19 protein-coding genes are annotated in these 25,289 nt (G+C 67.2%); 8 read left to right on the top strand and 11 right to left on the bottom strand.

Annotation, left to right across the window (positions count from 1 at the left end; translation table 11 throughout):
* Positions 1 to 11: 11 nt before the first annotated feature.
* Complete coding sequence (locus tag AVAK2825_RS08440) at positions 12 to 458, top strand: hemerythrin domain-containing protein (protein WP_284396625.1); 447 nt, start codon at positions 12 to 14, stop codon at positions 456 to 458.
* A 51-nt stretch (positions 459 to 509) separates the two neighbouring features.
* Here AVAK2825_RS08440 and AVAK2825_RS08435 read toward each other — a convergent pair whose 3' ends face one another.
* Positions 510 to 1,190 carry an NUDIX hydrolase gene (locus AVAK2825_RS08435; protein ID WP_284396623.1) on the bottom strand — a complete coding sequence of 227 codons (681 nt, stop codon included), beginning with the start codon at positions 1,188 to 1,190 and terminating at the stop codon, positions 510 to 512.
* Between the two features lie 179 nt (positions 1,191 to 1,369).
* Here AVAK2825_RS08435 and AVAK2825_RS08430 point away from each other — a divergent pair, with 179 nt between their 5' ends.
* The 4 genes from AVAK2825_RS08430 (at position 1,370) to AVAK2825_RS08415 (ending at position 6,539) form a co-directional block, all read left to right on the top strand.
* Complete coding sequence (locus AVAK2825_RS08430) at positions 1,370 to 2,245, top strand: cysteine hydrolase family protein (RefSeq protein WP_284396621.1); 876 nt, start codon at positions 1,370 to 1,372, stop codon at positions 2,243 to 2,245.
* Between the two features lie 46 nt (positions 2,246 to 2,291).
* On the top strand, positions 2,292 to 3,482 hold the full coding sequence (pncB, locus tag AVAK2825_RS08425; RefSeq protein WP_284396618.1) for a nicotinate phosphoribosyltransferase: 1,191 nt from the start codon (positions 2,292 to 2,294) through the stop codon (positions 3,480 to 3,482).
* 74 nt (positions 3,483 to 3,556) lie between these two features.
* A complete protein-coding gene (locus tag AVAK2825_RS08420; protein WP_284396616.1) occupies positions 3,557 to 5,260 on the top strand; it encodes an NAD+ synthase in 1,704 nt (567 codons plus the stop codon).
* A 232-nt stretch (positions 5,261 to 5,492) separates the two neighbouring features.
* The gene (locus AVAK2825_RS08415; RefSeq protein WP_284396615.1) at positions 5,493 to 6,539 is read left to right on the top strand and encodes a bifunctional nicotinamide-nucleotide adenylyltransferase/Nudix hydroxylase; all 1,047 of its coding nucleotides are present in this window, start codon (positions 5,493 to 5,495) and stop codon (positions 6,537 to 6,539) included.
* A gap of 66 nt (positions 6,540 to 6,605) precedes the next feature.
* On the opposite strand, the gene AVAK2825_RS08410 is transcribed toward AVAK2825_RS08415, so the two are convergent.
* The 6 genes from AVAK2825_RS08410 to AVAK2825_RS08385 form a co-directional block, all read right to left on the bottom strand.
* Entirely contained in the window at positions 6,606 to 7,727 is a 1,122-nt protein-coding gene (locus AVAK2825_RS08410) for a peptidoglycan-binding domain-containing protein (protein ID WP_284396614.1), read from the bottom strand.
* 118 nt (positions 7,728 to 7,845) lie between these two features.
* Positions 7,846 to 9,102 carry a Zn-dependent hydrolase gene (locus tag AVAK2825_RS08405; protein WP_284396608.1) on the bottom strand — a complete coding sequence of 419 codons (1,257 nt, stop codon included), beginning with the start codon at positions 9,100 to 9,102 and terminating at the stop codon, positions 7,846 to 7,848.
* Positions 9,103 to 9,130: 28 nt separating this feature from the next.
* Positions 9,131 to 10,600, bottom strand: a complete 1,470-nt coding sequence (gene hydA / locus AVAK2825_RS08400; RefSeq protein WP_284396605.1) for a dihydropyrimidinase — start codon at positions 10,598 to 10,600, stop codon at positions 9,131 to 9,133.
* 38 nt (positions 10,601 to 10,638) lie between these two features.
* A complete protein-coding gene (locus AVAK2825_RS08395) occupies positions 10,639 to 12,129 on the bottom strand; it encodes an NCS1 family nucleobase:cation symporter-1 (protein ID WP_284396603.1) in 1,491 nt (496 codons plus the stop codon).
* 94 nt (positions 12,130 to 12,223) lie between these two features.
* A complete protein-coding gene (gene preA, locus AVAK2825_RS08390) occupies positions 12,224 to 13,531 on the bottom strand; it encodes an NAD-dependent dihydropyrimidine dehydrogenase subunit PreA (protein WP_284396600.1) in 1,308 nt (435 codons plus the stop codon).
* Positions 13,532 to 13,580: 49 nt separating this feature from the next.
* Positions 13,581 to 14,930 carry an NAD(P)-dependent oxidoreductase gene (locus tag AVAK2825_RS08385; protein ID WP_284396597.1) on the bottom strand — a complete coding sequence of 450 codons (1,350 nt, stop codon included), beginning with the start codon at positions 14,928 to 14,930 and terminating at the stop codon, positions 13,581 to 13,583.
* Between the two features lie 316 nt (positions 14,931 to 15,246).
* Between AVAK2825_RS08385 and AVAK2825_RS08380 the strand changes: the two genes are divergently transcribed.
* From AVAK2825_RS08380 to AVAK2825_RS08370, 3 genes are all read left to right on the top strand, one after another.
* The gene (locus tag AVAK2825_RS08380) at positions 15,247 to 15,975 is read left to right on the top strand and encodes a TetR/AcrR family transcriptional regulator (protein WP_372588160.1); all 729 of its coding nucleotides are present in this window, start codon (positions 15,247 to 15,249) and stop codon (positions 15,973 to 15,975) included.
* A gap of 169 nt (positions 15,976 to 16,144) precedes the next feature.
* Positions 16,145 to 18,142, top strand: a complete 1,998-nt coding sequence (locus AVAK2825_RS08375; protein WP_284396592.1) for a tetratricopeptide repeat protein — start codon at positions 16,145 to 16,147, stop codon at positions 18,140 to 18,142.
* Between the two features lie 74 nt (positions 18,143 to 18,216).
* On the top strand, positions 18,217 to 20,004 hold the full coding sequence (locus AVAK2825_RS08370) for a glycosyltransferase (RefSeq protein WP_284396938.1): 1,788 nt from the start codon (positions 18,217 to 18,219) through the stop codon (positions 20,002 to 20,004).
* A 9-nt stretch (positions 20,005 to 20,013) separates the two neighbouring features.
* Here the strand turns inward: AVAK2825_RS08370 and AVAK2825_RS08365 are convergent, their stop codons facing one another.
* Genes AVAK2825_RS08365 through asnB form a run of 4 tightly spaced genes read right to left on the bottom strand, consistent with a single transcriptional unit; the run spans position 20,014 to position 25,284 of the window.
* Positions 20,014 to 21,093, bottom strand: coding sequence for a glycosyltransferase (locus tag AVAK2825_RS08365; protein ID WP_284396590.1), 1,080 nt, complete (start codon positions 21,091 to 21,093; stop codon positions 20,014 to 20,016).
* The gene (locus tag AVAK2825_RS08360; RefSeq protein WP_284396585.1) at positions 21,090 to 22,232 is read right to left on the bottom strand and encodes a glycosyltransferase; all 1,143 of its coding nucleotides are present in this window, start codon (positions 22,230 to 22,232) and stop codon (positions 21,090 to 21,092) included. The genes AVAK2825_RS08365 and AVAK2825_RS08360 overlap by 4 nt, the downstream gene beginning before the upstream one ends.
* A 4-nt stretch (positions 22,233 to 22,236) precedes the next feature.
* Positions 22,237 to 23,391, bottom strand: a complete 1,155-nt coding sequence (locus AVAK2825_RS08355) for a glycosyltransferase family protein (RefSeq protein ID WP_284396581.1) — start codon at positions 23,389 to 23,391, stop codon at positions 22,237 to 22,239.
* A gap of 6 nt (positions 23,392 to 23,397) precedes the next feature.
* Complete coding sequence (gene asnB / locus AVAK2825_RS08350; protein WP_284396573.1) at positions 23,398 to 25,284, bottom strand: asparagine synthase (glutamine-hydrolyzing); 1,887 nt, start codon at positions 25,282 to 25,284, stop codon at positions 23,398 to 23,400.
* Between the last annotated feature and the right edge of the window lie 5 nt (positions 25,285 to 25,289).

Below are 25,289 nucleotides of genomic sequence, written 5' to 3'. Positions count from 1 at the left end.
GGGCACCGCGCATGAACATCTTCGAAGCCCTGCGCGAAAGCCACGAGCGGCAGCGCGACATGGTCCGCAAGGTGGAGGCCACCAGCGGCGACACCCCGGAGCGGCACGAGCGGTTCATCGAGCTCAAGCGCGAACTGGCGGCCCATGAATTGGCCGAAGACCGCCACTTCTACCGACCGCTCATGGAGCACGATGCCGGCATCGACCTGTCGCGCCACGCCATCGCGGAACACCATGCGCTGGACGAACTGGTCGAAGACCTGGAGGCGGCCGACCCCGGCAGCTCCGCGTGGCTGGCAGTGGCCAAAAAGCTGGGTGAGAAGGTGCGGCACCATCTGGAGGAAGAGGAACACCGGTTCTTCCAGATGGCTGGCAAGCTGCTCACCGAAAAGCAGAAGACCGAACTGGCGAAGCAGTACCTGCAAACCTACGACGAAGCCAAGGCGGTCGCCGCCTGAGATGCGTCTCGCGCCGTTCCCCCCCAAGCCCCGAAAGGGGCTTTTTTCTGTTCAGAGCGCGCGGGACGACAGTGCCAGGGCCTTGCGGAACGCGGGGCGCAGGCGGTACATCTGCGCGGGCCGGTGGGCGCCGCCCTGCACTAGGCCGGGCACGGGTTCGAGCATGTCCAGCTCGTCCATCTTGCGGCGAAAGCTCACCTTGTTGAGCGGCTCGCCCAGCACCGCCTCATACACCGCCTGCAGTTGCGGCAGGGTGAATGCGTCGCCGCACAGGTGCACGGGCAGCGAGGAATACAGGCTCTTGCTGCGCACGCGCGCCAGCGCCGCATCCACCATGGCGCGGTGGTCGAACGGCAGGGGTGGCAAGGCATCGACCGGCACCAGCTTCACGCCCTGCCGGGGCGGGATGCCCTGGAGCGCCTCGCCAGGCACGAGCGCGCAATACGCCACCGCCAGCGACCAGCCCCTCGGGTCGCGCGCCAGGCCCGAGAACGTGGCGAGCTGCTCCAGGTAAGGGCTTTGCAATCCGGCCTTCTCGCGCAGCACGCGCGCGGCGCTGGCCTGGGCATCGGCATCGTCCTGCGCGTGGATGTAGCCCCCCGGCAAAGCCCACGCGCCGGCATAGGGGGCCTTGTCGCGGCGCACGAGCAGTGCGTGGAGGGCGCCGCCCTGCAGCGTGAGCAGCACGGTATCCACGGTGCAGATGACGGCGGGCGAAGCGGCGGAGGACATCAAGGGGGTGGTTATGTGCAGGATTGGACGAACGAGCCTACCACTCCCGGAATGCCGATGCCACCCATCAAGCCACTTCGGCCGGCTTTTCATTTCGTGACAATGCCTTGCGATTTACTTAGTTGCAAAATCAAACTAACAGGAATAGACTGCACCCATCGCACCGAGGACCTTGCACCATGACCCGATCCATGAACCGCTCCATGACGACCCAGTTGCTGGTGATCGACCCCCAGAACGATTTCTGCGACCTGCCCACCGATTGGCAGCCGGCGCACCCGCTCACCGGCCAGCCCATCGCCCCCGCCTTGCCCGTGCCCGGCGCCCATGCCGACATGCAGCGCCTGGCCGCCTTCATCCGGCGACATGGCCAGGCGCTGGAGGCGATCACCGTCACGCTCGACTCGCACCAGCGCTACGACGTGGCGCACCCCCCGTTCTGGCGCCAGGGCGACGGCGGCGAGGCCGCCCCGTTCACGACCATCACCGCGGCGCAGGTGCGCGCCGGCGCGTTCGCCCCGCGCGATGCCGCAGCCCTGCCCCGCGTGTTGGCCTACCTGGACGCGCTGGAGGCACAAGGGCGCTACACGCTGATGGTGTGGCCCGTGCACTGCGAGATCGGCAGCTGGGGCCACGGCGTGCATGCCGACGTGCTGGCCGCCTGCGGCGCGTGGCAGGCACAGCGCCAACGCGCGGTGCACCCCGTGTTCAAGGGCACCAACCCCTGGACCGAGCACTACAGCGCCATCGAGGCCGAGGTGCCCTATGCCGACGACCCCGCCACGCGGCTCAACACCCGGCTGCTCCAGTCGCTGGGCGCAGCGGACCGCCTCGTCATCGCGGGCGAGGCCGGCAGCCACTGCGTGCGCGCCACCACCGAGCACATCGTGCAGCACCTGCCCCGGCTGCAGCCGGGCTGGCGGGCCGACCGCCTCGTGCTGCTGACCGACTGCATGGCGCCCGTGGCCGGTTTCGGGGCGCAGCAGCAGGACTTTCTGGACGCCCTGCAGGCCCAGGGAGCGCAACTGGCGCGCAGCGATGAAATCCGCCTCTAGCGCATATTCCATCCCGGCATTCACTCCTAAAACAATAGCAAACGCCATGCAACCCGTCATCACCAGCCTGCTCGATACCGACCTCTACAAATTCACGATGTGGCAGGCGCTGCTGCACGGCCACCCGCAGACGCAGGCCGAATACCGCTTCGTCTGTCGCAACCGGCCGGCCTATCCGCTGGCCGAGTTGCTCGACGAAGTGAACGCGGCGCTGGACGCGCTGTGCACGCTGCGGTTTTCCCGGGGCGAGCTGGATTACCTGGCCGGCCTGCGCTTCATCAAAAGCGACTTCGTGGACTTTCTGCGTCTGTTCCAGTTCCAGCGCGCGTTCATCGAGGCACGGGCCGAGGGCGGCGACCTGCACATCGTGGCGCGCGGCCCGCAGGTGCATGTGATGGGGTTCGAGATCTTCGTGCTGGCGATCGTGAACGAGCTGTATTTCCGCCGCTTCGATCCGGCCGCGGCGCTGGCCGAGGGGCGCCGCCGGCTGGCGGACAAGATCGCGCACGTGCAGGCGCTCTCGGGCGAGTCCGAGCGCACGCACCCGTTCGAGATGTTCGACTTCGGGCTGCGCCGGCGCTACAGCGGTGCGTGGCAGCGCGAGGTGGTGCAAGCCTTCGCACAGCAGGCGCCGCAGTGGTTCAAGGGCACCTCCAACGTGATGCTGGCGCGCGACCTGAACCTGGTGCCCATCGGCACCATGGCGCACGAGTATTTGCAGACCTACCAGGCCCTGGGCGTGCGGCTGCGCGATTTTCAAAAAGCCGCGCTGGAGGACTGGGTGCAGGAGTACCGGGGCGACCTCGGGATCGCGCTGACCGACACGGTGGGCATGGATGCCTTCCTGGCCGACTTCGACCTGTACTTCGCCAAGCTGTTCGACGGCCTGCGCCACGATTCGGGCGACCCGGTGGCCTGGGGCGAGAAGGCGCTGGCGCACTACGCCCGCCTGCGCATCGACGCGCACACCAAGCGGCTCGTGTTCTCGGACGGGCTGAACGTGGACAAGGCGCTGTCGCTGCACCGCCATTTCAGCGACCGGGTACAACTGGGCTTCGGCATCGGCACGCAGCTCACCAACGACATGGGCGTGGCGCCGCTCAACATCGTGATGAAGATCACCCACGCCAACGGCCAGCCGGTGGCCAAGCTCTCGGACAGCCCGGGCAAGACGCTGTGCGACGACGAAACCTACCTGGCCTACCTGCGGCAGGTGTTCAACGTGCCACCGCCATGAGGTGCCGCGGCACGCCGCCGCCCCGCCACCGAACCATCGCCGCTTGAAGAAGAAAGACAGAAAGGAAAGACCCCATGCTCCGCATCACCCTGGCCCAGTTGAACCTCACCGTGGGCGACATCGAAGGCAACGTCGAGCGCATGATCGCCGCCGCGCAGGAGGCCGCGGCCGCGCAGTCCGACCTCGTGGTGTTCTCCGAGCTGTCGCTGTGCGGCTACTACCCGGGCGACCTGCTGGAGGAGCCCGCCTTTCTCGAACGCCTGGACGCGGGCCTGGCCCGGCTGTGCGAGGCATCGGCCGGCCTGCCCGCGCTGCACTGGGTGGTCGGCATGCCGGTGCGCACGCCGGGGCCGGGCAAGCGGCTGCTGAATGCGCTGCGGGTGCTGCGGGCGGGCGAGGTGCGGCTGTCGTATGCCAAGCAGCTGCTGCCCACCTACAACGTCTTCGACGAGCGCCGCCATTTCGAGCCCGGCCCGGACGTGGCCAAGGTGCTGCGCATCGGCACCTCGCAGGTGGGGTTCATCGTGTGCGAGGACGGCTGGAACGACAGCGGCGCCGACTACCAGACCAACCCCTTCCAGCGCATGGCCGATGCCGCGCCCGATCTGGTGGTGAGCATCAACGCCAGCCCCAGCCACATCGGCAAGCGAGAGCTGCGCCACCAGGTGTTCGGCGATGCGGCGCGGCGGCACGGCCTGCCCATCGTCTACGTGAACCAGGTGGGCGGGCACGACCAGCTGGTCTATGACGGCGCCTCCTTCGCGGTCGAGCCCGAGGACGGCGTTGTCTTCGAGTCGCGCCGCTTCGAGGAGGACGTGTCCACCGTGCAGCTGCTGGACAACGGCCACTTCGCCCGGCTGGACGGCACCGACCTGCCGCCCGTGCCGCGCGAGGGCCTGCCCACCATGGCGTTCTACCGCCAGCAGATCGTGCTGGGCCTGCGGGACTATGCGCGCCGCTGCGGATTCACCCAGGCGGTGGTGGGCAGCTCGGGCGGCATCGACAGCGCGCTCACGCTGGCGCTGGCGGCCGAAGCGCTGGGGCCGCAGAACGTGGTGGGCATCACCATGCCCTCGCGGTTTTCGTCCAGCGGCTCGGTGGACGATTCGGTGCAGCTGTGCCGCAACCTGGGCGTGGTGCTGCACACCCATCCCATCGCGGACCTGGTGGCGGGCTTTTCCGCACAGTTCGAGACGAGCTTCGGGCAGCCGCTGCGCGGCCTGCCGCTGGAGAACGTGCAGGCCCGCATCCGCGGCACGACGCTGATGGAGTATTCCAACGCCTTCGGCCACCTGCTGCTCACCACCGGCAACAAGTCGGAAATCTCGGTGGGCTACTGCACGCTGTACGGCGACACCAACGGCGGCCTGGGCCTGCTGGGCGACCTGTACAAGACCGAGGTGTTCGAGCTGTCGCGCCACGTGAACGAGAACGCGGGGCGCGAGATCATTCCCCAGGCCATCATCGACAAGCCGCCCTCGGCCGAGCTCGCTCCCGGCCAGAAGGACGACGACAGCCTGCCGCCCTACCCCGTGCTGGACGAGATCCTCAAGCTGCTCATCGAAGGCGAGGGCCTGTCGCGCGCCGAATACGCCAACGCCCAGGCCTTCGCGCGCCAGCTGCAGGCCAGCGCGGACGGCCGGGCCCTGGCGCACCGCGTGCGCATGCTGGTGGCTCGCAGCGAATACAAGCGGCGCCAGGCCCCGCCCATCGTGCGTGTGCGGGCCAAGGCCTTCGGCACCGGGCGGCAGATGCCGATTGCGGCGCGGTATGTGTGAGGCGGTGGCCTGCGCCACAGAGAGGTTTGCATCAAAAATGCCCCCAGCGCAATCATTACTAGGGCATATAGCTATTATTTTTATAGCAATCCCATGGATCCGGCCGCGCGGTGACCCATGCGGAGCGGTCGGTGCATTCGCAGCGCCCGCCGCCCGGCCCGGCCCGCCCGGCTACATTCCCAGCAGCCCCGACGGCGCCGCTCACGGCGCGGGGCGCCCAACCGGAACACACATGTACGACACCGCCATCTACATCGGCCGCTTCGAGCCCGTCCACAACGGCCATCTGGCCCTTTTGCAGCGCGCGCTGGACAGCGCCAACAACGTGATCGTGGTCATGGGCTCGGCCTGGCAGGCCCGATCGCCCAAGAACCCGTTCACCTGGGCCGAGCGCGAAGCCATGCTGCGCAATGCCCTGCCCGAGGCCGACCGGGCCCGGCTGACCGTGCTGCCCGTGCGCGATCACTACAACGAGGCCCTGTGGGTGGCGGCGGTGTTGCGCGCCGTGTCCACGCACGTGCTGCCCGATGCGCGCATCGGCCTGGTCGGCCATTTCAAGGACGCGACCAGCAGCTACCTGGACGCCTTCCCCGGCTGGTCGCTGATCCCCATGGACAGGCAGGGCACCATCGATGCCACCGCCATCCGCGACGCGTACTTCGGCGCGGCGCCGCAGGGCGTACTGACGGCGCTCGGCCCCCTGGCCGACCAGATGCCGGCCAGCACGCTCGAATTTTTGGACGTATTCGCCCGGCAGCCGCACTACGCGGCGCTGCAGGAAGAATGGCGCGTGCTGCGCAGCTACCGCGAATCGTGGGCGCAGGCGCCTTACCCGCCGGTGTTCGTCACGGTGGACGCGGTGCTGCGCTGCCAGGACCACGTGCTCGTCATCCGCCGCGCGCACGCCCCGGGCAAGGGCCAGTTGGCCATGCCGGGCGGCTTCATCGAGCAGCGCGAGACGCTGTGGCAGTCGTGCCTGCGCGAGCTGGCCGAAGAGACGCACTGCGACGTGCCCGACGCCACCCTGCGCCGCGCACTGCGCGCCACGGCCGTCTTCGACCACCCCGACCGCAGCCAGCGCGGGCGCACCATCACGCACGCCCACTACTTCGACCTGGGCGATGCACCCTTCCCTGCCGTGCAGGCCGACGACGACGCCATGCAGGTGCAGTGGATACCGGTCGCGGATCTGGCGGCCATGGAAGAGGCCTTCTTCGAGGACCACTTCCACATGCTGGACCACTTCCTGAACCTAACCGGCGCGCACGGCGCCGGTTAGGGGCTGGCCGCCCGCCCCCAGCGGGCACGGACGACCGCCTCGAAGCCGGCAGCCGTCCGGCAGCCGTTACTGGCTCAACTGGGCCGCGGTGGCGGCATCGAGCCGGCCGGTGATGGGCAGGCCGCGCTCCTTCTGGAAGGCACGCAGGGCGGCCGCCGTCTTGGCGCCCATGGCACCGTCGGGCGTGCCGGTGTCGTGCCCCAGGGCGTTCAGCTTGGCTTGCGCATCGCGCAGCGACAGGCCGCCGGTGGCCGCCGACACGGGCTGCGCGCGCGGCGCCGAGGTCTGCGACGGCGCGGCGCCGCCATCCACCCCCAGGCGCCCGCCGCCGCCCAGGCCCTGGCCCTTGACCGACTGGGCCTTGTAGCTGCGCAGCGAACGCACCATCTGGTTGAAGGCGTCCATGAAGGCCGCGGCGATCACCTTGCCTTCGGCCGTGTTGCTGTAGCCGCCCAGGCGTGCTCCGCCCGAGCCGCCGAACAGCTGGCCCACGGCGCCGAAATCGGTCTTGGAGGCGCTGCCTTCGGAGGCTGCCACCTGCACGCCGGAGCGGTGGTCGATGAGGGTGAGCAATGCGCTCGCTTCCTTGGTGTTCAGGCTGCCGCCCAGCGCACCCAGCAGGCCGCCCGCGCGCCCGCCCAGCAGGCCGCCCAGCGATGCGGAGGCGCCGCCGGCGTTGTCGTTGTTGAACACGATTTCCGGGGACAGGCCGTAGTCGGAGGCGACCATCTGGCCCTTGCCGAAGTTGCTGCCGCCGCGCATTTCGCCCGACTGCATGATGGCGCGCTCGCGGTCCATGGCCGTCATGCCGGCCGCGCCGCGCTCGATCACGACGAAGCAGTTGGACTGCTGCACCAGCAGGCGCAGCAGGTTGGCCGTGGGCGGCAGGCGGTATTCGTTGCGCAGGATGGTGTACCAGCCGGCCTGCTGGTTCTCGATCAGCGAGACGGTGCCCAGCGGCGATTCGCAGCGCTCCAGCTCGCTGCTGGCGCCTTCGGTGGCGCCACCGGCCGCGCTGCCTGTGGCCACGGTCTTGGCATCGGGGCTGCCCATGCGCATGTTCGTGGTCTCGCAGCCGGCCAGGGCCAGCGCGGCCACCACGGTGGCGGCCACGAGGGTCGCGCGGGCGGGGGTGGAAGGGAAGAAGGCGGGAGCAGCGCGCCCATCGGGCCGGTTCGGTGTCGTCATGGAAGGCATGGCTTCAAGCAAAGCGTTGAACGTTATGCGCTGCAGGGGCCTGCCACAACCCCACCGGGGGAGGGTTGCTGTAACACGGCGGCAGGCCGCCGCCCCGGTCCTGCACCATTCAGGTGCCGGCGCGTTCCAGCATGGCATGCAGCAGCACGTTGCAGCCGGCGGTGATGTGCTCGGGTTGGGCGTCTTCGATCTCGTTGTGGCTGATGCCGTCCTTGCACGGAATGAAGACCATGCCCGCAGGCGCCAGGCGTGCCATGTAGACCGCGTCGTGCCCCGCGCCCGAAACGGCCGGCATGTGGCTGTAGCCCAGGCTGACGGCCGCCCGGCCCACCGCGTCCACGCAGTCGGGGTGGAACACCTGCGCGGGGTAGCTGGACACCAGGTCGATCTGGATCGGCAGGCCGGTTTCGGCGCTGAGGCGGGCGGCCACGTCGCGGATGTCGCGGTCCATGCTTTCGCAATCGGCGTCAGTGGCGTTGCGCAGGTCGATGCTGAACTTGACCTGGCCGGGGATCACGTTGCGGCTGTTGGGGTGCACCTGCACCATGCCCACCGTGCCACGCCCGTGCGGCGGGTGGCGGTGCGCGCAGGCCACCACCTCCTGCATGAGGCGCGTGGCGACCTGCAGCGCATCCTTGCGCAACGCCATGGGCGTGGGGCCGGCATGGGCCTCCATGCCGGTCACGGTGCAGTCGTACCAGCGGATGCCGAGCACGCCCGTCACCACGCCGATGGTCTTTTCGTGGTCCTCCAGCACCGGGCCCTGCTCGATGTGGGTCTCGAAATACGCGCCGATGGGGTGGTCGCCGGGCACCTGATCGCCCACGTAGCCGATGCGCTCGAGCTCGCCCTTCACTGTCTTGCCTTCGGTATCGGTGGCGGCGTAGGCATGCTCCAGGGTGAAGGCCTTGGCGAACACGCCCGAGCCCATCATCACGGGCACGAAGCGGCTGCCTTCCTCGTTGGTCCAGAAGGCCACCTCGATCGGCGCCTCGGTCTCGATGCCATGGTCGTTCAGCGTGCGCACCACCTCGATGCCGGCCAGCACGCCGTAGTTGCCGTCGAACTTGCCGCCCGTGGGCTGGGTGTCGATGTGGCTGCCGGTCACTATGGGCGGAAGGTTGTTATTGCGCCCAGGGCGGCGCATGAAGCCGTTGCCGATCTGGTCGATGGTGACGGTCATGCCGGCCTCGCGCGCCCAGCGGGTGACAAGGTCGCGGCCCTGCTTGTCCAGGTCGGTGAGGGTGAGGCGGCAGACGCCGCCCTTGGGCGTGGCACCGATCTGCGCCAGCTCCATGAGGGAATCCCACAGGCGCTCGCCGTTGACGCGCAGGTGGCTGATGTCGGTTCGGGTGGTCGTGTCCATGGTGTTCTCCGGATGCGGGGGGCGGCCGTCAGCGGGCGACCGCCGTGGGGGCGAGGTCCTGCGCGCGCTTTTGCACGGCCTGGAACTGGGGGCCGAACGCGGGGCGCTTGATGTAGCGGCCCCGGCCCGGCTCGGCGCGCAGGTCGCCGTTGGCGAACACCACGCGCCCCTGGCTGATGGTGTGGCTGGGAATGCCGCGCACGGTGCGGCCCTCGAAGATGTTGAAGTCGCCCTTGCTGTGCTGCGTCTTCGCGGAAAACGTCTTCGTGCCTTGCGGGTCCCATAGCACCAGGTCGGCATCGGCCCCGGCGCCGACGAAGCCTTTGCGCGGGTAGATGTTGAAGAGTTTGGCCGCATTGGTGGAGGTGATGGCGACGAACTCCGAGGGCGTGAGCCGCCCGGTGTTCACGCCGCCGTCCCAGATGGCGGCCATGCGCTCTTCCACGCCGCCCGTGCCGTTGGGGATCTTGGCGAAGTTGTCGCGGCCCATGGCTTTCTGCGCGGCGCAGAAGGTGCAGTGGTCGGTGGCCGTGGTGTGCAACTGGCCCGATTGCAGGCCGCGCCACAGCGCCTCCTGGTGACCGCCCGAGCGGGGGCGGAACGGCGGGCTCATCACGTGGGCGGCGGCGGTGGCGAAGTCCGGGTCGCGGTACACGCTGTCGTCGATCAGCAGGTGGCCGGCCAGCACTTCGCCGAACACGCGTTGCCCCCGGGCGCGGGCGCGGGCGATGGCCTCGGCCGCTTCGGCGCAGCTGACGTGGACCACGTAGATGGGCACCCCCAGCACGTCGGCGATGGCGATGGCGCGGTTGGCCGCCTCGGCCTCCACCATGGGCGGGCGGGCCAGCGGATGGCCCTCGGGACCGGTGATGCCCATCTTGGCCACCTCCTGCTGCAGCAGGTAGACGAGTTCGCCGTTCTCGGCGTGCACGGTGGGCATGGCGCCCAGCTCCAGCGCACGCTTGAAGCTGTTCACCAGGGTTTCGTCGTCGCACATGATGGCGTTCTTGTAGGCCATGAAGTGCTTGAAGCTGTTGACGCCCTCTTCCTTCACCAGCGTGCCCATGTCGGCCCGCACCTGCTCGCTCCACCAGGTGACGGCCACGTGAAAGCCATAGTCGGCGGCCGATTTTTCGGCCCAGCCGCGCCATTTGCGGTAGGCGTCCATCATGGGCTCCTGCGGGTCGGGGATCACGAAGTCGATGATGCTGGTGGTGCCGCCCGCCAGGCCCGCCGCCGTGCCGGTGAAGAAATCGTCCATGGTGACGGTGCCCATGAAGGGGAGCTGCATGTGCGTGTGCGGATCGATGCCGCCCGGCAGCACGTACTGGCCGCTCGCATCCAGCGTCTCGGCACCGGCAGGCGCTTCGCCCGCCACATCGGGGCCCACGGCGGCGATGCGGCCGTCCACGCACAGCACGTCGGCGCGCTCCTCGCGGTCGGCATGCACCACGGTGCCGCCGCGGATCAGCACGGCGTTGGAAGGGGTCGGGCTCATGGCAGGTCTCCTGAAAGATGAAGGGGTGGCCGCCGTGCTCAGGCGCGGCGCAGCGGAGTGGGTGCCGGGTGCGTCTGGCCGGCCATGCCGAGGCGGTACACCACGGCGGCAATGGCCAGGCCGATGAACCAGGCATAGGCATAGATCTGCTTGAACACCTCGCCCACACCGGGGAAGGTGGCGGGGAATGCCGCGTTCAGAAAGCCGGGAATGTTGGGCGCCACGCCCAGCACGAAGGCCACCACGGCCACCGCATTCCAGCCGCCGCGGTAGCGGTAGGCGCCGCGCTCTTCGTACAGCGCGGCCACGTCCAGCTCGGTGCGGCGCACCAGGTAGTAGTCCACCATCAGGATGCCGGCCACCGGCCCCAGCAGCGCCGAGTAGCCGATGAGCCAGGTGAAGATGTAGCCCTGGGTCGATTCGAGGATCTTCCACGGCATCATCGCGATGGCGATGCCCACGGTGATGTAGCCGCCCACGCGGTAGCTGATGCGCGACGGGCTCAGCGCGGAGAAGTCGTACGCCGGTCCCACGAGGTTGGCGGCCAGGTTCACGCTGACGGTGTCGATCAGCAGGATGATGAGCGCGATCAGCACGGCCGCGCCCGTCATGCGGCTGGCCAGGTCCACCGGGTCCCACAGCGCCTTGCCGTAAATGACCACCGTGGCCGAGGTGACGAACACCGCCAGCGCGGCCAGCAGTCCCATGGGCACGGGCAGGCCGATGGCCTGGCCCACCACCTGATCGCGCTGCGACCGGGCGAACCGCGTGAAGTCGGGAATGTTGAGCGCCAGCGTGGCCCAGAAGCCCACCATGGCGGTCAGCGACGGCCAGAACACGGCGCTGAACTGCCCCGCCTTCTTGCCGCCGGGCGCGAACTGCGAGGGCTGGTCCAGGATGGGCCCGAAACCGCCCGCCTTGTCATACGCCCACCACAGCAGAAGAAAGCAGATGACGATCTTGATCGGCGCCGTCCACGTTTCGAGCTTGCGGATGGACTCGATGCCGTGCACCACGAAATAGAACTGGATGGCCCAGAACACCAGGAAGCACACCAGCTGGCCCAGGTTGATGCCCAGCCCCGCGATCTTGTCGCCCTCCAGGGGGTGCCCGAGGAGCACGCCGGCCAGCGTGTAGATCATCATGCCGCCGAACCAGGTCTGGATGCCGTACCAGCCGCAGGCCACCAGTGCGCGCAGCAGCGCCGGCAGCTTGGCGCCGCGCGTGCCGAACGAGGCGCGCGCCAGCACCGCGTAGGGAATGCCGTACTTGGCACCTGCGTGGCCGATGAGCAGCATGGGCACCAGCACGATCAGGTTGCCCAGGAACACCGTGCCCACCGCCTGTCCCCACGACATGCCGCTGTCGATCAGGCTGGCGGCCAGCGTGTAGGCGGGAATGCACATCACCATGCCCACCCACAGGGCCGCGAAGTGGTACCAGCGCCAGGTGCGCTGGTGCGGCTGGGTGGGCGCCAGGTCGTCGTTCCACAGTTCGTTGCTGGCACCGGGGGCATGCAGGGTCTTCATGGGGCGGTCTCCGAGACGTTGCAGACAGGCTGGCAGGCGGAAGGCGGGCGCGAAGGTGGGCACCAGCGCGGGCAATGGGCCGCGGCAGCGCGGCTCAGGCGGCCACGCGCTGCGGGTTGTTGGGGTGCATGGTCCAGTTGGCGTACTCGCCCGTCACCACCTTGCCGGTGCGCGCATCGACCTCGCCGGGCGCGAGGCTGCGCAGCGTGATGCATTCGGGCACGGGGCAGATCGACACGCACAGGTTGCAGCCCACGCATTCGGCCTCGTTCACCTCGAACAAGCGCACGCCGCCTTCCTTGGTGAAGGTGATGGCCTGGTGCGACGTGTCTTCGCACACCACATGGCAACGGCCGCACTGGATGCACGAATCCTGATCGATCACGGCCTTGTCGATGTGGTTCAGGTCCAGCTGCTTCCAGTCCTTGACCGTCGGCACGGCCTGGCCGCGGAAGTCGTCGAGGGTGTGGTAGCCGTGCGCGTCCATGAAATTGGACAGCCCGTCGCACATGTCCTTCACGATCTTGAAGCCGTACACCATGGCCGCCGTGCACACCTGCACGGTGCCGCAGCCCAGGGCGATGTACTCGGCCGCATCGCGCCAGGTGGAGATGCCGCCGATGCCGCTGATGGGCAGGCCGGCGGTCTGCGCGTCGCGCGCGATCTCGGCCACCATGTTGAGCGCGATGGGCTTGACCGCCGGGCCGCAATAGCCGCCGTGCGAGCCCAGGCCGCCGGTGCTGGGACTCATGGCCATGCGCTCCAGGTCCACGCCCATGATGGAGTTGATGGTGTTGATGAGCGACACCGCATCGGCCCCGCCGGCCTTGGCTGCGCGGGCGGGCTGGCGCACGTCGGTGATGTTGGGCGTGAGCTTCACGATCACCGGCAGCCGGCTGTAGTGCTTGCACCAGGCCGTCACCATCTGGATGTACTCGGGCACCTGGCCCACGGCGGCGCCCATGCCGCGCTCGCTCATGCCGTGCGGGCAGCCGAAGTTCAGCTCGATGCCGTCGGCCCCAACGTCCTCCACCATGGGCAGGATGCGCTTCCAGCTTTCTTCCACGCAGGGCACCATGAGCGAGACGATCATTGCGCGGTCGGGCCAGTTGCGTTTGACGCGGCGGATTTCGTCCAGGTTGGTCTGCAATGGGCGGTCGGTGATGAGCTCGATGTTGTTGAGCCCGATCACGCGGCGGTCCTGCGACATCAGCGTGGCATAGCGCGGGCCGTTGACGTTGACCACGTGCGGGTCTTCGCCCAGCGTCTTCCAGACCACGCCGCCCCAGCCCGCCTCGAAGGCGCGGGTGACGTTGATTTCCTTGTCGGTGGGCGGTGCGGAGGCCAGCCAGAACGGGTTGGGGCTCTCGATGCCGAGAAAGCGGCTGCGGATGTCTGCCATGGGAAATGCTCCGGGGGTACGGGGTGTTGGAGGGAGAAGGCGCCGGCCGTCAGCCGCGCAGCGCCTCGCTGATGGAGAGGGCGGCCACCTTGCCGTGCTCGACCGCCTCGACCGTGAGGTCGCGCCCGCCGGCACGGCAGTCCCCGCCGGCCCAAAGCCGCGCCACGCTGGTGCGGCCCATGTCGTCGGTGGCGATGCGCCCGCCCTGCAGGGCCACCGTGGGACCTGCATGCTCGGGCAGGTAGCTCTGGCCGATGGCCTTGAGCACCATGTCGGCCTCCAGCGTGAAGGCTTCGCCCGTGTCCACGAGCCGCCCACCCGCCAGGGCTGTGGCCGCGAACCGCATGCCACGCACCACCCCGCCTTCGCTGACCAGTTCCTTCGGCGCCGCCCAGTGGCGGATGGCCACGCCGTTCGTCTGCGCCCAGCGCTGCTCCACGGCGGAGGCGGACATGCCGTCGGCACCGCGGCGATAGACGATCGTCACATCTTCGGCGCCCAGTTTTCGTGCCTGCACGGCGGCGTCCACGGCCGTCATGCCGCCGCCGATCACGACCACGCGCCGGCCCACGGGGACGGTCGAAAGGTCCTGCGCCTGGCGCACGTCGGCAATGAAATCGACCGCGTTGCGCAGCCCCTCGACCTGCGGCTCGGCGATGCCCAGCGCATTGACGCCCGCCAGGCCCAAACCCAGGAACACCGCGTCGTAGGCCTGAAGCAGGCTGTCCACCGTGGCATCGCGGCCCAGCACCTGGTTGCAGCGCACCTCGATGCCGCCGATGGACAACAGCCATTCGATTTCCTTTTGCGCGAAGCCGCCCGTGGTCTTGTAGCTGGCCAGGCCGTATTCGTTCAAGCCGCCCAGCTTGGGGCGTGCCTCGAACAGCACCACGTCGTGCCCGCGCACCGCGAGGCCATGGGCGCAGGCCAGCCCCGCGGGCCCCGCGCCCACCACGGCCACCCGGCGGCCCGTGGGCGCGGCGCGGGTGAACAGGGGCGCGCCCGGGTCGGCAAAGTACGCATCGGTGGCGTGGCGCTGCAGCGCGCCGATCTCCACCGGTTTGTCGTCATGCGAGTTGCGCACGCAGGCCTGCTCGCACAGCACCTCGGTCGGGCAGACGCGGGCGCACATGCCGCCGAGCGGGTTGGCCTCGAGAATGGCGCGGGCCGCGCCGCGGTCGTTGCCCTGGGCGACGCGGTGGATGAACGCGGGAATGTCGATGCCGGTCGGGCACGCCGTGGCGCACGGCGCATCGAAGCAGTAGTAGCAGCGCTCGGCCTCCACCAGAGCCTGCGCCTTGGTGAGCGGCGGATGCGCGTCGCCGAAGTTCACGGCGTAGTCGGCCAGGTTCAGGCGTGCGGCATGAATGCCGCACGCGCGGCTTGCGGTCGTTTCCATCGGGAGTCCTCGGGGCGAAGGGTCAGGGACGGGAGATCAGGGACGGGAGAGGGGCGCGCGAACGCGGCGGGGCGCGTGGGCGTGGCGCTTGCGGCGTTGGCAGGGCCAGGCGCAGGCGGCCGGGCGGCCGCACATCGGAACAGTCTGCAGAGGTTTCATCGGGGGGCCTCGCTGTCGTGGTGCAGGTGTCTTCGGCGGTGCCGTGCCCTGCTGGTTTTCAATTTACCAATCAGTAAAAATTTACCAATCGGTAAAATCCCCTAGTGCAAACACCGTGCCAGCGAAAACACCCCGCAGTCGTTCCACAATGGTGCAAATGAGCCCTTCGCCCAAGCCCTCCCGCCCCGCACCTGTGCGAACGCGCACCGCCCTGCAGCCCCCCGCGCCCGATGGAGCGCCCGCCGACCCGGGGCGCCCGCCCACCGCCTCGCGGCTCAAAAAGGAACAGGCCATCCTCACCGAGGCGGAGACACAGTTTGCGCAGTTCGGTTTCGAGGGCGCGTCGCTGGAGAGCATCGCCGCGGCCATCGGGCTGAGCCGCCACAACCTGCTGTACTACTTTCCGAACAAGGAGGCGCTGTACCTGCGCGTGCTGGACGACGTGCTCAACCAGTGGCTGGCCGGCATGGAAGAGATGTCCCATGGCGATGATCCGCACGAGGCGCTGCGCCGCTACATCCGCGCCAAGCTGCGCTCGTCGCTGGAGCGGCCGAACGCCGCCAAGGTGTTCGCCAAGGAGGTCATCGCCGGTGCGCCGCGCTACGCGGGCGTGATCGCAGAACGCGTGGGCCCCGTGCTCAAGAACGATGTGCGCACCTTCGAGCGCTGGGCGCGCGAGGGCCGCATCGCCAAGGTGAATTTCACCCACCTCATGTTCATCATCTGGTCCGTGACCCAGGCCTATGCCGACCAGCAGGCCCAGTTCGCGCTGCTGCTGGGCAAGCCCGCGCTGACCGAGCGCGACTACGACAAGGCGGAGGAATTGCTCTGCCACCTGGTGCTGCGGGGCCTGGAACCCGGGCCGGCGGCGCCCGTCCAGGACTGAAACCGGGCCGCTGCGAGCCCCTGCGTGCGGCTGGAAAATGGTCGGGCCTGGAGGCACCCCGCATCCGGCGGTGCCAAGCGGGTGCGAAAATTCCATCGCTTAGACTTCCCGGCTGCCTGCGCGCACTGCCACGCACCGCTGCGCCCGTCCACCTGCTTTCTATCCGCCCATGGCCAAACCGTCCATTTCCCTTGCTGTATTTGGCATCGCCGTTCTGGCGGCCGTGCTGGCCATCTACCTGCCCGGCTGGAACCATGCGTTGCTGTTCGACGATCTGCGGCTTTCCGACGGCGCGATCTTCGGTAGCTACGGCAGCCTGCTCACCTTCAAGCAGCGGATGCTGTCATATGGCAGCTTCATCTGGGTGGACTCCTTGGCCGGCCCCGGCTGGGGCAAGCAGCGGCTCGTGAACATTGCACTGCACCTGGCCACGGTGGCCGCGCTGTATGCGCTGGTGCGCGATCTGCTGGCCCGCACGCGCTTCCCGGAGGAATTCGAATCGCAGCCCCATTTCGGCCTGTCGCAACAGGCGGCGGTGCGGGTGGGCGTGGCACTGTTCGCGGTCAATCCCATGGCGGTGTATGCCGTGGCCTACCTGGTGCAGCGCTCCATCGTCATGGCCACGCTGTTCTCGGTGCTGGCGTGCTGGTGCTTCGTGCGGGGCCTGTCCGGCCGGGGCGTGCTCTGGTATGGCCTGGCCCTGCTGAGCTACGTGGCGGCGGTGCTGTCCAAGGAGCATGCGGTCATGGTCGCCGCGATGAGCGTGCCGCTGTACATCCATGTCCGCCGCCCGAGCTGGAAGACGGTCGCCACGCTGGCTGGCGCATCCGCCGCGCTGATCGCAGTGGCAGCGGTGGTCTTTTTCGGCATCTACGGCGAATTCATCGGCAAGCTCTTCGACCAGCGCTCGCTGGACTTCGCCCAGCAGCTGGAGCGCCTGAGCCCCGGGATCACGCAGCGCATGTACCCGCTCAGCATCATGAACGAGGCGGCGCTCTTCTTTGCCTACGGGTTCCTATGGTTCCTCCCCAACGTGATGTGGATGTCGGTGGACCTGCGGCCCGCGTTCCCGCTGTCGTATGCTGCGTTCCCGCAGATCCTGGGCATCTTCGGCTATGTGGCGCTGTGGGCCGCCGCGCTCTGGGCCGTGCTGCGCCGCCGCGGGGCGTTGAGCCTCGTGGGCGTGGCGCTGATGTTCCCGCTGCTGCTGTACGTGACCGAGTTCGCGACCGTGTGGGTGCAGGACCCGTTCGTGCTCTACCGCAGCTATCTCTGGGCCATCGCCGTGCCGGTGCTGGTCGCCATCGTGCTGACCGGCTTCAAGCCGAAAACCATTTACGTGCTGGGCTGCATGGTGGGCCTGGTGTTCAGCCTGCTGGCATTCGAGCGGGTGGAATCCCTGCGGGACGACTACTCCGCCTGGGGCGATGCGGCCGAAAAGATCGACCTGCAGGCATCGCCGAGCGCCGTGGGCCGCTGGCGTCCGTTCTTGAACCTCGGGGCATACCACCTTGATCGCGGCTCGGTGGCCGAGGCCCAAAAGAGCTTTGCCACCGCCGAGGCGCTGGGATCGCTGCAAGGCTCCGCCCGCTTCAATATCGGCGTTGCCCTGCAGCAGCAAAAGAAGCACACCGAGGCCTTGGCGGCCTTCGCAGAAGCAGAAAAGCAGGGCTTCAACGACCTGCCGCTGTACTACCACCGGGGCGAGTCCGCCTTCGCGCTGGGGCAATTCGCCGCGGCGTACGACGCCTTCACCCAGGGCATGACCCGCGCAGCCGAAGGCATCACCGACAAGGAGGTCGAGCGCATGCGCGAATCCATGCGCATGCGCCGTGCCGAAGCCGCCATCGGCGCGCAGCGGTACGACGATGCCATCAGCGATTTCACCGCGTTGATGAAGGCCAGCCCCAACAACCAGCGCCTGATGCTGGGCCTGGGCATGGCGCAGGTGGGCAAGGGCGATGCGAAGGCGGCGATCGCGCTGTTCGACCAGATCATCGCGCGCACCCCCAACGCAGCGCCTGCGTACTACGGTCGGGCCATGGCCCACCGCGCGGCCGGCCGCCTGGACGACAGCCTCAAGGACCTGGACCGCGCCATCGCGATCAATCCGCGCAATCCGCAGTACCCGCAGGTGCGCGCCCAGGTGGCAGCCCTGAAGAAATAGCCTGCGGCAGCGAGACCCCCGTGGCACTGCGCGTCCTGCACATCGGCAAATTCTTTCCGCCCTATCTGGGCGGTATGGAAGTGTTCCTGGCCGACCTCATCGAAGCCCAGCGGGCCCAGGGCATCGAGGCGTTCGCGCTGGTGCACGGAGCCCCCTTGCCGGACGACCCTCCCTGGCTGGTGCGGGTGCCGGTGCAGTTCAACCTGGTCTATGCGCCCATCGCCCTGGGCTTTCGCTCGGCGCTGGGAAGGGCCATCCGGCGCTTTCAGCCCGATGTGCTGCACCTGCACCTGCCCAACAACTCTGCGCTGTGGGCGCTGACGCTGCCTGCGGCCCGCAAGGTGCCGTGCGTGGTGCACTGGCATTCCGACATCGTCGTCTCGGACATCAAGTTGTCCGTGGCGATGGCGTATTTTCTGTACCGCCCGTTCGAGCACGCGGTGCTGGACCGGGCGCAGTTGATTTTCGCCACGTCGCCCCCCTACCTGGAGGCCAGCCGTGCGCTGCAGCCGTGGCGCAGCAAGTGCGAGGTCATTCCGCTGGGCATCAACCTGCGCCGCCCTCCCCCGCCCGCTACCTTGCGCAGTGGGCTGCAATGGAGACCCGAAACCCAGCTGCGGCTTCTGTCCATCGGCCGGCTCACCTACTACAAGGGGTTTGAGACACTGATTCAGGCAGTGCAGGCCATGCCGGGGGTCGAACTCGTGATCGCCGGCGAAGGCGAATTGCGGGTGTCGCTGGAGGCCCTGATCCGGGATACCACGCCAGCCGGCCGAGAACCCGCGGTGCGCCTGGTCGGCTCGGTGCTCGATGCGGAAAAGCACGCCTTGCTGGAAGGCTGCGACGTCTTTTGCCTGGCGTCGCGCGAGCGCACCGAGGCGTTCGGCATCGTGTTGCTGGAGGCCATGATGCACAAGCGCCCTTGCGTGGTCACGGACCTGCCCGGCTCCGGCATGCCCTGGGTGGTAGCCTACGCCCATGCCGGGCTGCATGTGCCCATCGAAGACGTGGAGAGCTGGCGCAGTACCCTGGCCCGCCTGCAGCACGACACGCGGCTGCGCGCACAGTTCGGCGAGGCGGGTTACCAGGCGCTGCTCCAGCATTTCGACATTGCCCAGTGCGAACGTGCGCTGGCGCACCAATACCAGTACCTGGCCCTGGGAAGCACGCCGGCCGCGCCCAATCCACGCGTGCTCGTGGTGATCTCCAGCCGCAACCATGCAGCAAGCATCCAGCACCTCATCCAGCGCGTTCGCGCGCTGGTGGGGGCCGACGTGCTCGTGGTGGACAACCGCAGCACGGACGGCACCTGCCATCTGGCAGAGAGTACCGGCGCCCGGGTGCTGCGCCCTTTGCTGGCGATGACCACCTGGGGCAGCTTGCAAACGGGGCTGCGCTACGGGCTGGCCCGTGGCTACGACGCGGTGATCACCATCGATGCGGAAGGCCGCTATGAGGTGGAAGAAATTTCCAGCCTGCTGTCCCGGCGCGAAGAAGGCGATGTGGTGGTGAGCCATTTCGCGACCCGAACCAGTTGGGCGCGCCGTTTGGCGTGGGGCTGGTTCCGGTTCCTGACGGGGTTTGCGCTGCACGACTTCGTGTCCGGCTTTCGCCTGTACAACCGCAGAGCCCTCGAAGTGGCGGTGTCCACCGAGGCCACGCTGCTCGACTATCAGGACATCGGCACCTTGCTGCTGATGCGGCGTCAGGGCCTGCGCATCAAGGAAGTCGCCTTGCCGATGCACACCGCTAAGGTAGACCGGTCGAAGATCTTCCAGTCCTGGGCCAATGCGCTGCGGTACGTTGCGGTGTCGTCGCTGCTGTGCATCGCGCACTGGCGAACCCGCGGCTCGGCCGACTGAGCCCAGGACCTATCGCAGGATCGCCTGCATTCGGTCGAGGAAGGCGGCTTCGGTGAATCGCCGGGCGCGTTGCCGGCATTGTGCAGAAAGTCTCTCGCCATGGATCTGCTCAATCCGTGCCACGGCATCCATCACCGCCTGGGGGGCGGGATCGGGTGCGATGAGCACCCCCGTTTCGCCGGGCAGCACCGTTTCCAATAACCCCCCTTCGGCCACACCGATCACGGGTTTGCCTGCAGCCATGGCCTCCACGGGCGACATGCCAAAATCCTCGTCCACCGGCAGGTAGATCACGCACCGGGCATTACCCACCCAGCGCCTCAGTGCCTCATCGGCCTGCCAGCCGGTGAACCGGATGTTGGGAGCCTCTCCGGCGATCGCTTTCAATCGCTCCAGCTCCGGCCCGCCAGAGAGCACGACTAGGGAGCGATCGGGCATCTGAAGGAAAGCCCGCACGATCACATCCACCCGCTTGTTGGGCACCAGTCGAGCGGTAGAGAGGTAGTAGCCTTCATCGGCCAAAAACCGAAAGTGCTGTGTGGCCACAGGGGGGTAGACCACCTCGGCATCCAGCCCGGTATACCGCTGGAGCCGTGCGCGAACGTTCTCCGAGTTCACGAAAATGCGGTCCATGCGCCCGATGGCCGCCTCGTACTGCTTACGGAACCACCGCACGAAGATTGCGTAGAACGGCCGAAGCCATAACGGAAAACCCGCCAGCGTGCTGTCGTACAGGTCGTAGGCGAATCGGGGAATGGTGTGGCAATAGTAAAAGCGCCGGCCAGACCGCTGCTGGTAGACCGCCAGTGGGGCATAGAAGCCGCTGTAGAGCACGGTGTGGGCATCGTGCAACCGTCCGGCCCGGAACCGGAAGCACCACATGCTTTCGAGAATGCGCGGCAGGCGCGCAGACCAGCCACCCCGCAACTCATGCACTTGGGCGGTGGAGGCATCCAGCAAGGGTTGGGCGTCCGAGTAGCACCGGCTGACCAGGGTCTGAAAGTCAGGAAAGGCCTCGGCCAACGTGAGCGTGACCCGCTCCGCGCCTCCGGCCACCTGCATGAAGTCGTAGAGAAGGTAGTTTTTCATGCCAGCAACATCTCCAGACGGGCCAGCATGGCCTGGGCGCGCACACTCCAGTCGTGGGCTTGCACGAAGTCTTTCGCGAAGCTCGCAGGGCGGGCACGCGCGCGCTCCCGGGCCTGCACGATGGCATCGGCGAATGCCCGCGCATCGTTGCCGTAGCAGGCCAGGTCACCCATCCCATGGCGCATCGCGCCCAGATCCGTGCTGGCCACACCCAATCCCGCTGCGATGTACTCATAGAACTTCAAGGGACGCTCGACATAGCGCATGCGTCCATCGGCCTCGCAAAAAGGAATCAGGCCCACTTCATGGCTTTGGAGAACCGCTGGCAGTTCCGCACGGCCAACGCTGCCGCGCCATTGGAGGTTGGGCGGCCATCCGTGCTGCGGGGGCGTACCAGGGGCGTACACCGCAAAGGTCCAATCGGGAAGCAAACGCGCGGCCTGGGCGAGCAAGCCGGTGTCCAGCCAAGCCGTCAGCCCGCCGACATAGACCGCGCTGTGCGGCTGCCGCGCCACCGGGCTTTGCGTGGCAGGCATCAAAAGGCGGGCCTCCACCCCATTGGGAATGTGCACCACCTCACCTCGCGGGTGCAGCGCACGGGCATATTCCGCCAGGGGTTCAGAGACGGCCCAGACTTCATCGAAATCGGGGCCACCCACCATGGACCCGAGCGCGTTGATGAGCACCGGGTGCAGATCGCGAGCGAACCCCTGCGGCCAATCGTTGAGGCGGCAGATCTTGGCGCGGGCCGTGATCTGGTGCAGCAGCAACATGTTGGGTGCGACATCGGCGATGCACGCGTCGAACGGCACGTCGCGCAATGGCGACGGGCAGCGTCGGCCATACGCCTCCAATTGCCAAGGCCACCGCAGAAAAAGCCGATGCGCGGGAAACACCGATTGAAGACTCCACTCGGTGAGACCTTGCGAAATGCCCACTGCTCGCCGCGGCATCCCATGTCCCCATGCCCTCGCCAGCCGGGCATGGCGCTGGCGGCCCACGACGTCCAGCGGGGAGGAGAGCGTGGGCACATAGTCGACCGACCAACCCGCCGCCGCCAACGCTTGCGCCAGATGCTGAGAACCCACCTTGGTGCCGCCGTCGATGAACGACTGGGTTCCGAGAACAAGCGCGCGCATGGTGTCAATGCACCAAGCAGGCACGGTCGGCCAGCAAGCCGCGCACCTCGTCACGAAGCCATTGGCGGGTGACCGCCGCATTGAACCGCTGGCTGGCCAAGTCCGAAGCGCGCTTCATGGCGTCGATGTCCTGGGGCGTGAGGCGCGAGAGATGCGCGGCCAGGTCTGCTGCTTCGAAACTACCGCTCACCACGCCACAACCCAGTTCGGTCACCAGCGCCTGCATCTCGGGCGACGGACCGATGGCGATGGCCAAGCGTGCCTGCATGAATTCGAAGAATTTGTTGGGCAGTGCATGCAGGTAATTGAAATTGGTGGGGGGCAGCAGGAACAATCCGATGTCATAGCCATTGGTGTGCGCGGCGATATCGCGCATGGGCACTGGCGGAATGAACCGGATGCGCGAATGCCGTGCGGCCCGTTGCTTCAGGGTGGCGAGGTACGCCGGGTCTTGCTCCATCAGCATCAGGTCGAGGCTGAAGCGATCATCCAGATGGTCCATGAGGTCTATCATCACCTCGATCTTGCGCGAGGCGATGGCTGCGCCATGGTGGATCAGCCGAATACGTTCGGCATGCGTTGGCCGCACGGGTAAGCGCTCTGGCTCGGGGCAATTGGGCATGACGGATACCGGAACGCCGTAGCACCGCTCGTACTCGCGCGCGATGCCTGAGCACACGGTACTCATGCGCGCGACCCGCGGCAGCGCATCGCGGCAGGTGGCATCGAAGAAAGGCCCCAGCAACGTGCGCCACGCCCAAAGGTCTTCGAATTCCCGCGGCGCGTATTCGTGCGCGTCCAGCCACACGGGCGCATTGCCGGCCAACCGCAACGCCATCGGCAGAGCCATCACATCGTTGGCCAATACCATGTCAAAACCCGCTGGCACCTGCGCTGCGGACTTCTCCAGCGCGCGGATCTGAGGGTGTTGCCAGTAATAGGCGTCGTAGCGTCGAAAGGCCAGACGCAGCGCATTGCGCAAAACCCCTTTGCGATCCGCACGCGTCTGTTCCACGGAGGTGAAATGCAGCACTCCAGGTGGACATTCTCCGAACCCCAGCACATGGACTTCATGCTCGTCCTTCAGCGCCCAGTACTGGCGCATCACGCGGGGATCGGAGGCAATGGGTGAAAGGGACAACAGCAGCAGGCGGGCCACGGCAACTCAACCCGCGAAATGCTGTGCGTGCCAACGTGTGAAGTTGATCCAGCGCCAAACCTGCCAACTGAAGGGGCGCTGTCCCGCAACGACCTGATCGAAAGCCTTCAGCACCTCGTCTTGGCGGAAGAAAGGCAAATTCAGCGGATACCGCAGCCACTCACGCACCTGCGGCGCCATCTGCAAAAGCCATGCTTGCTCGGGCGTGGCAAAGCCGATCTTGTCGCGACGATCCAGAATCTCGTCCGGCACAAGGCCACGCATGGCTCGTCGCAGCAGGTGCTTGGTTTCGCCCTGGGGCGACACCAAATATTCTTCAGGCAGCGTCAGTAAAAAGTCGGCCAACTCCGTCGTCAGAAAAGGCACGCGGCTTTCTACCGAGAAACGCATGGAGTTGCGGTCGCCGTGGCGAAGCAGTCCAGGCAGGCCGACGCCATGCAGCGAGCGGGCCAACTCTGCCACCAGCCGACGACCTGGGGCTGTCTGAGCGGGTACTTCGCGTGGAAAACGCAGCGCCACGCCCGCGTCGGCCAACGCACGCCCGTCCAGCCACGGCGGACAAACATCGGCACCATTCATGCGGCGTAGCGCTTGATAGGCGGACTCGCTGGTGTATTCAGCCACTGCCGCTTTGAAACCTTCGAGCCCTGCCCTGCCCGGCCAGCGCCCCCACTCGCGCAAGAACGCGACGGCACCTGCCCACTGGCCTTCGTCCAGCAGGCTACGCACACGCGGCCCCGGATAGCCGACATAGCCGCCGCACAGTTCATCGGCACCTTGACCATCGAGTGTCACGGTCACACCATGCTCTCGTGCCAATTGAAACACCCTGTATTGGGCATAAATGCTGGTGCTGCCGAAGGGCTCGCCTTGGGTGGCAATCATGTCATCCAGGTCGGCAACCAACTCGCTGGGCTGAATGAACACCTTGTGGGCCGTGGCACCGGTTTCAGTGTTCACCTGATCCACCCATTGCTCTTCAGAGACCGCGCTGTTCGCAGCGATAAAACTGAACGTGTGAATCGGAGCATCAGGCTCCAGATGCCGCATGCAACCGACGATGGCGGACGAATCCACGCCACCAGATAAAGCGGCCCCCAGCGGCACATCGCTGCGCAGATGCAGCCGCACGCTATCGAGAAGTCGGCTTCTTAGAGCTTCCGCCGCGTCATCGAATGACAAACGCGGCGCGACCGCTATGGTGGGCCGCCACCATGAGCGAAGAGTCATTTGTCGCGACTCAAACGAATAGCTAAAACATTGACCAGGAGGCAATGCCACAACGTCCCGGAAAAAAGTCCGCTCACCGGTTTCGTAACGGCCATGGACTAGATAGTCGTATGAAGTCTGCCAGTCGAGCTCAGCTGGATGGGGCAGCATGGCTCGCAAAGCGGGCACTTCCGAGGCAAACGCCAATCCTTCACTGTCTGCGCGGTAATACAGCGGCTTGATTCCAAAAGCATCGCGTGCGCCATGCAGGTCGCCAGTCCGTCGATCCAGAAGTACGAAGGCAAACATGCCCACAAAGCGTGGCAACGCTGCCTCGCCCCATTCAATCCATGCCTGAAGCAACACCTCAGTGTCCGACGCTGAGCGGAACCGGCAACCCCGAGCTTCCAACGCTTGGCGCAGTTCTCGGTAGTTGTAGATTTCTCCGTTGAAGACCAACACAAATCGACCATCTGCGCTGGTCATGGGCTGGTGGGCCGCCTCCGTCAGATCAATGACACTCAGGCGCGTGTGGCCCAACGCCACGCTGTGACCAGGGCCCTGCCAGATTTCAACGCCCTGATCGTCGGGACCACGCCTGCGAAGGCAAGCCAAGGATGGCGCCAAATGACTCTGAAGCGCTGCCGCAGGCCTATGGGAAGTCAGTCCAGCAATACCGCACATACAGA

The organism is Acidovorax sp. SUPP2825, assembly GCF_030158995.1.
Lineage (GTDB): Bacteria > Pseudomonadota > Gammaproteobacteria > Burkholderiales > Burkholderiaceae_C > Paracidovorax.
The sequence above is the reverse complement of the archived record's forward strand: the minus strand, read 5'-3'. Positions and strand labels throughout refer to the sequence as shown.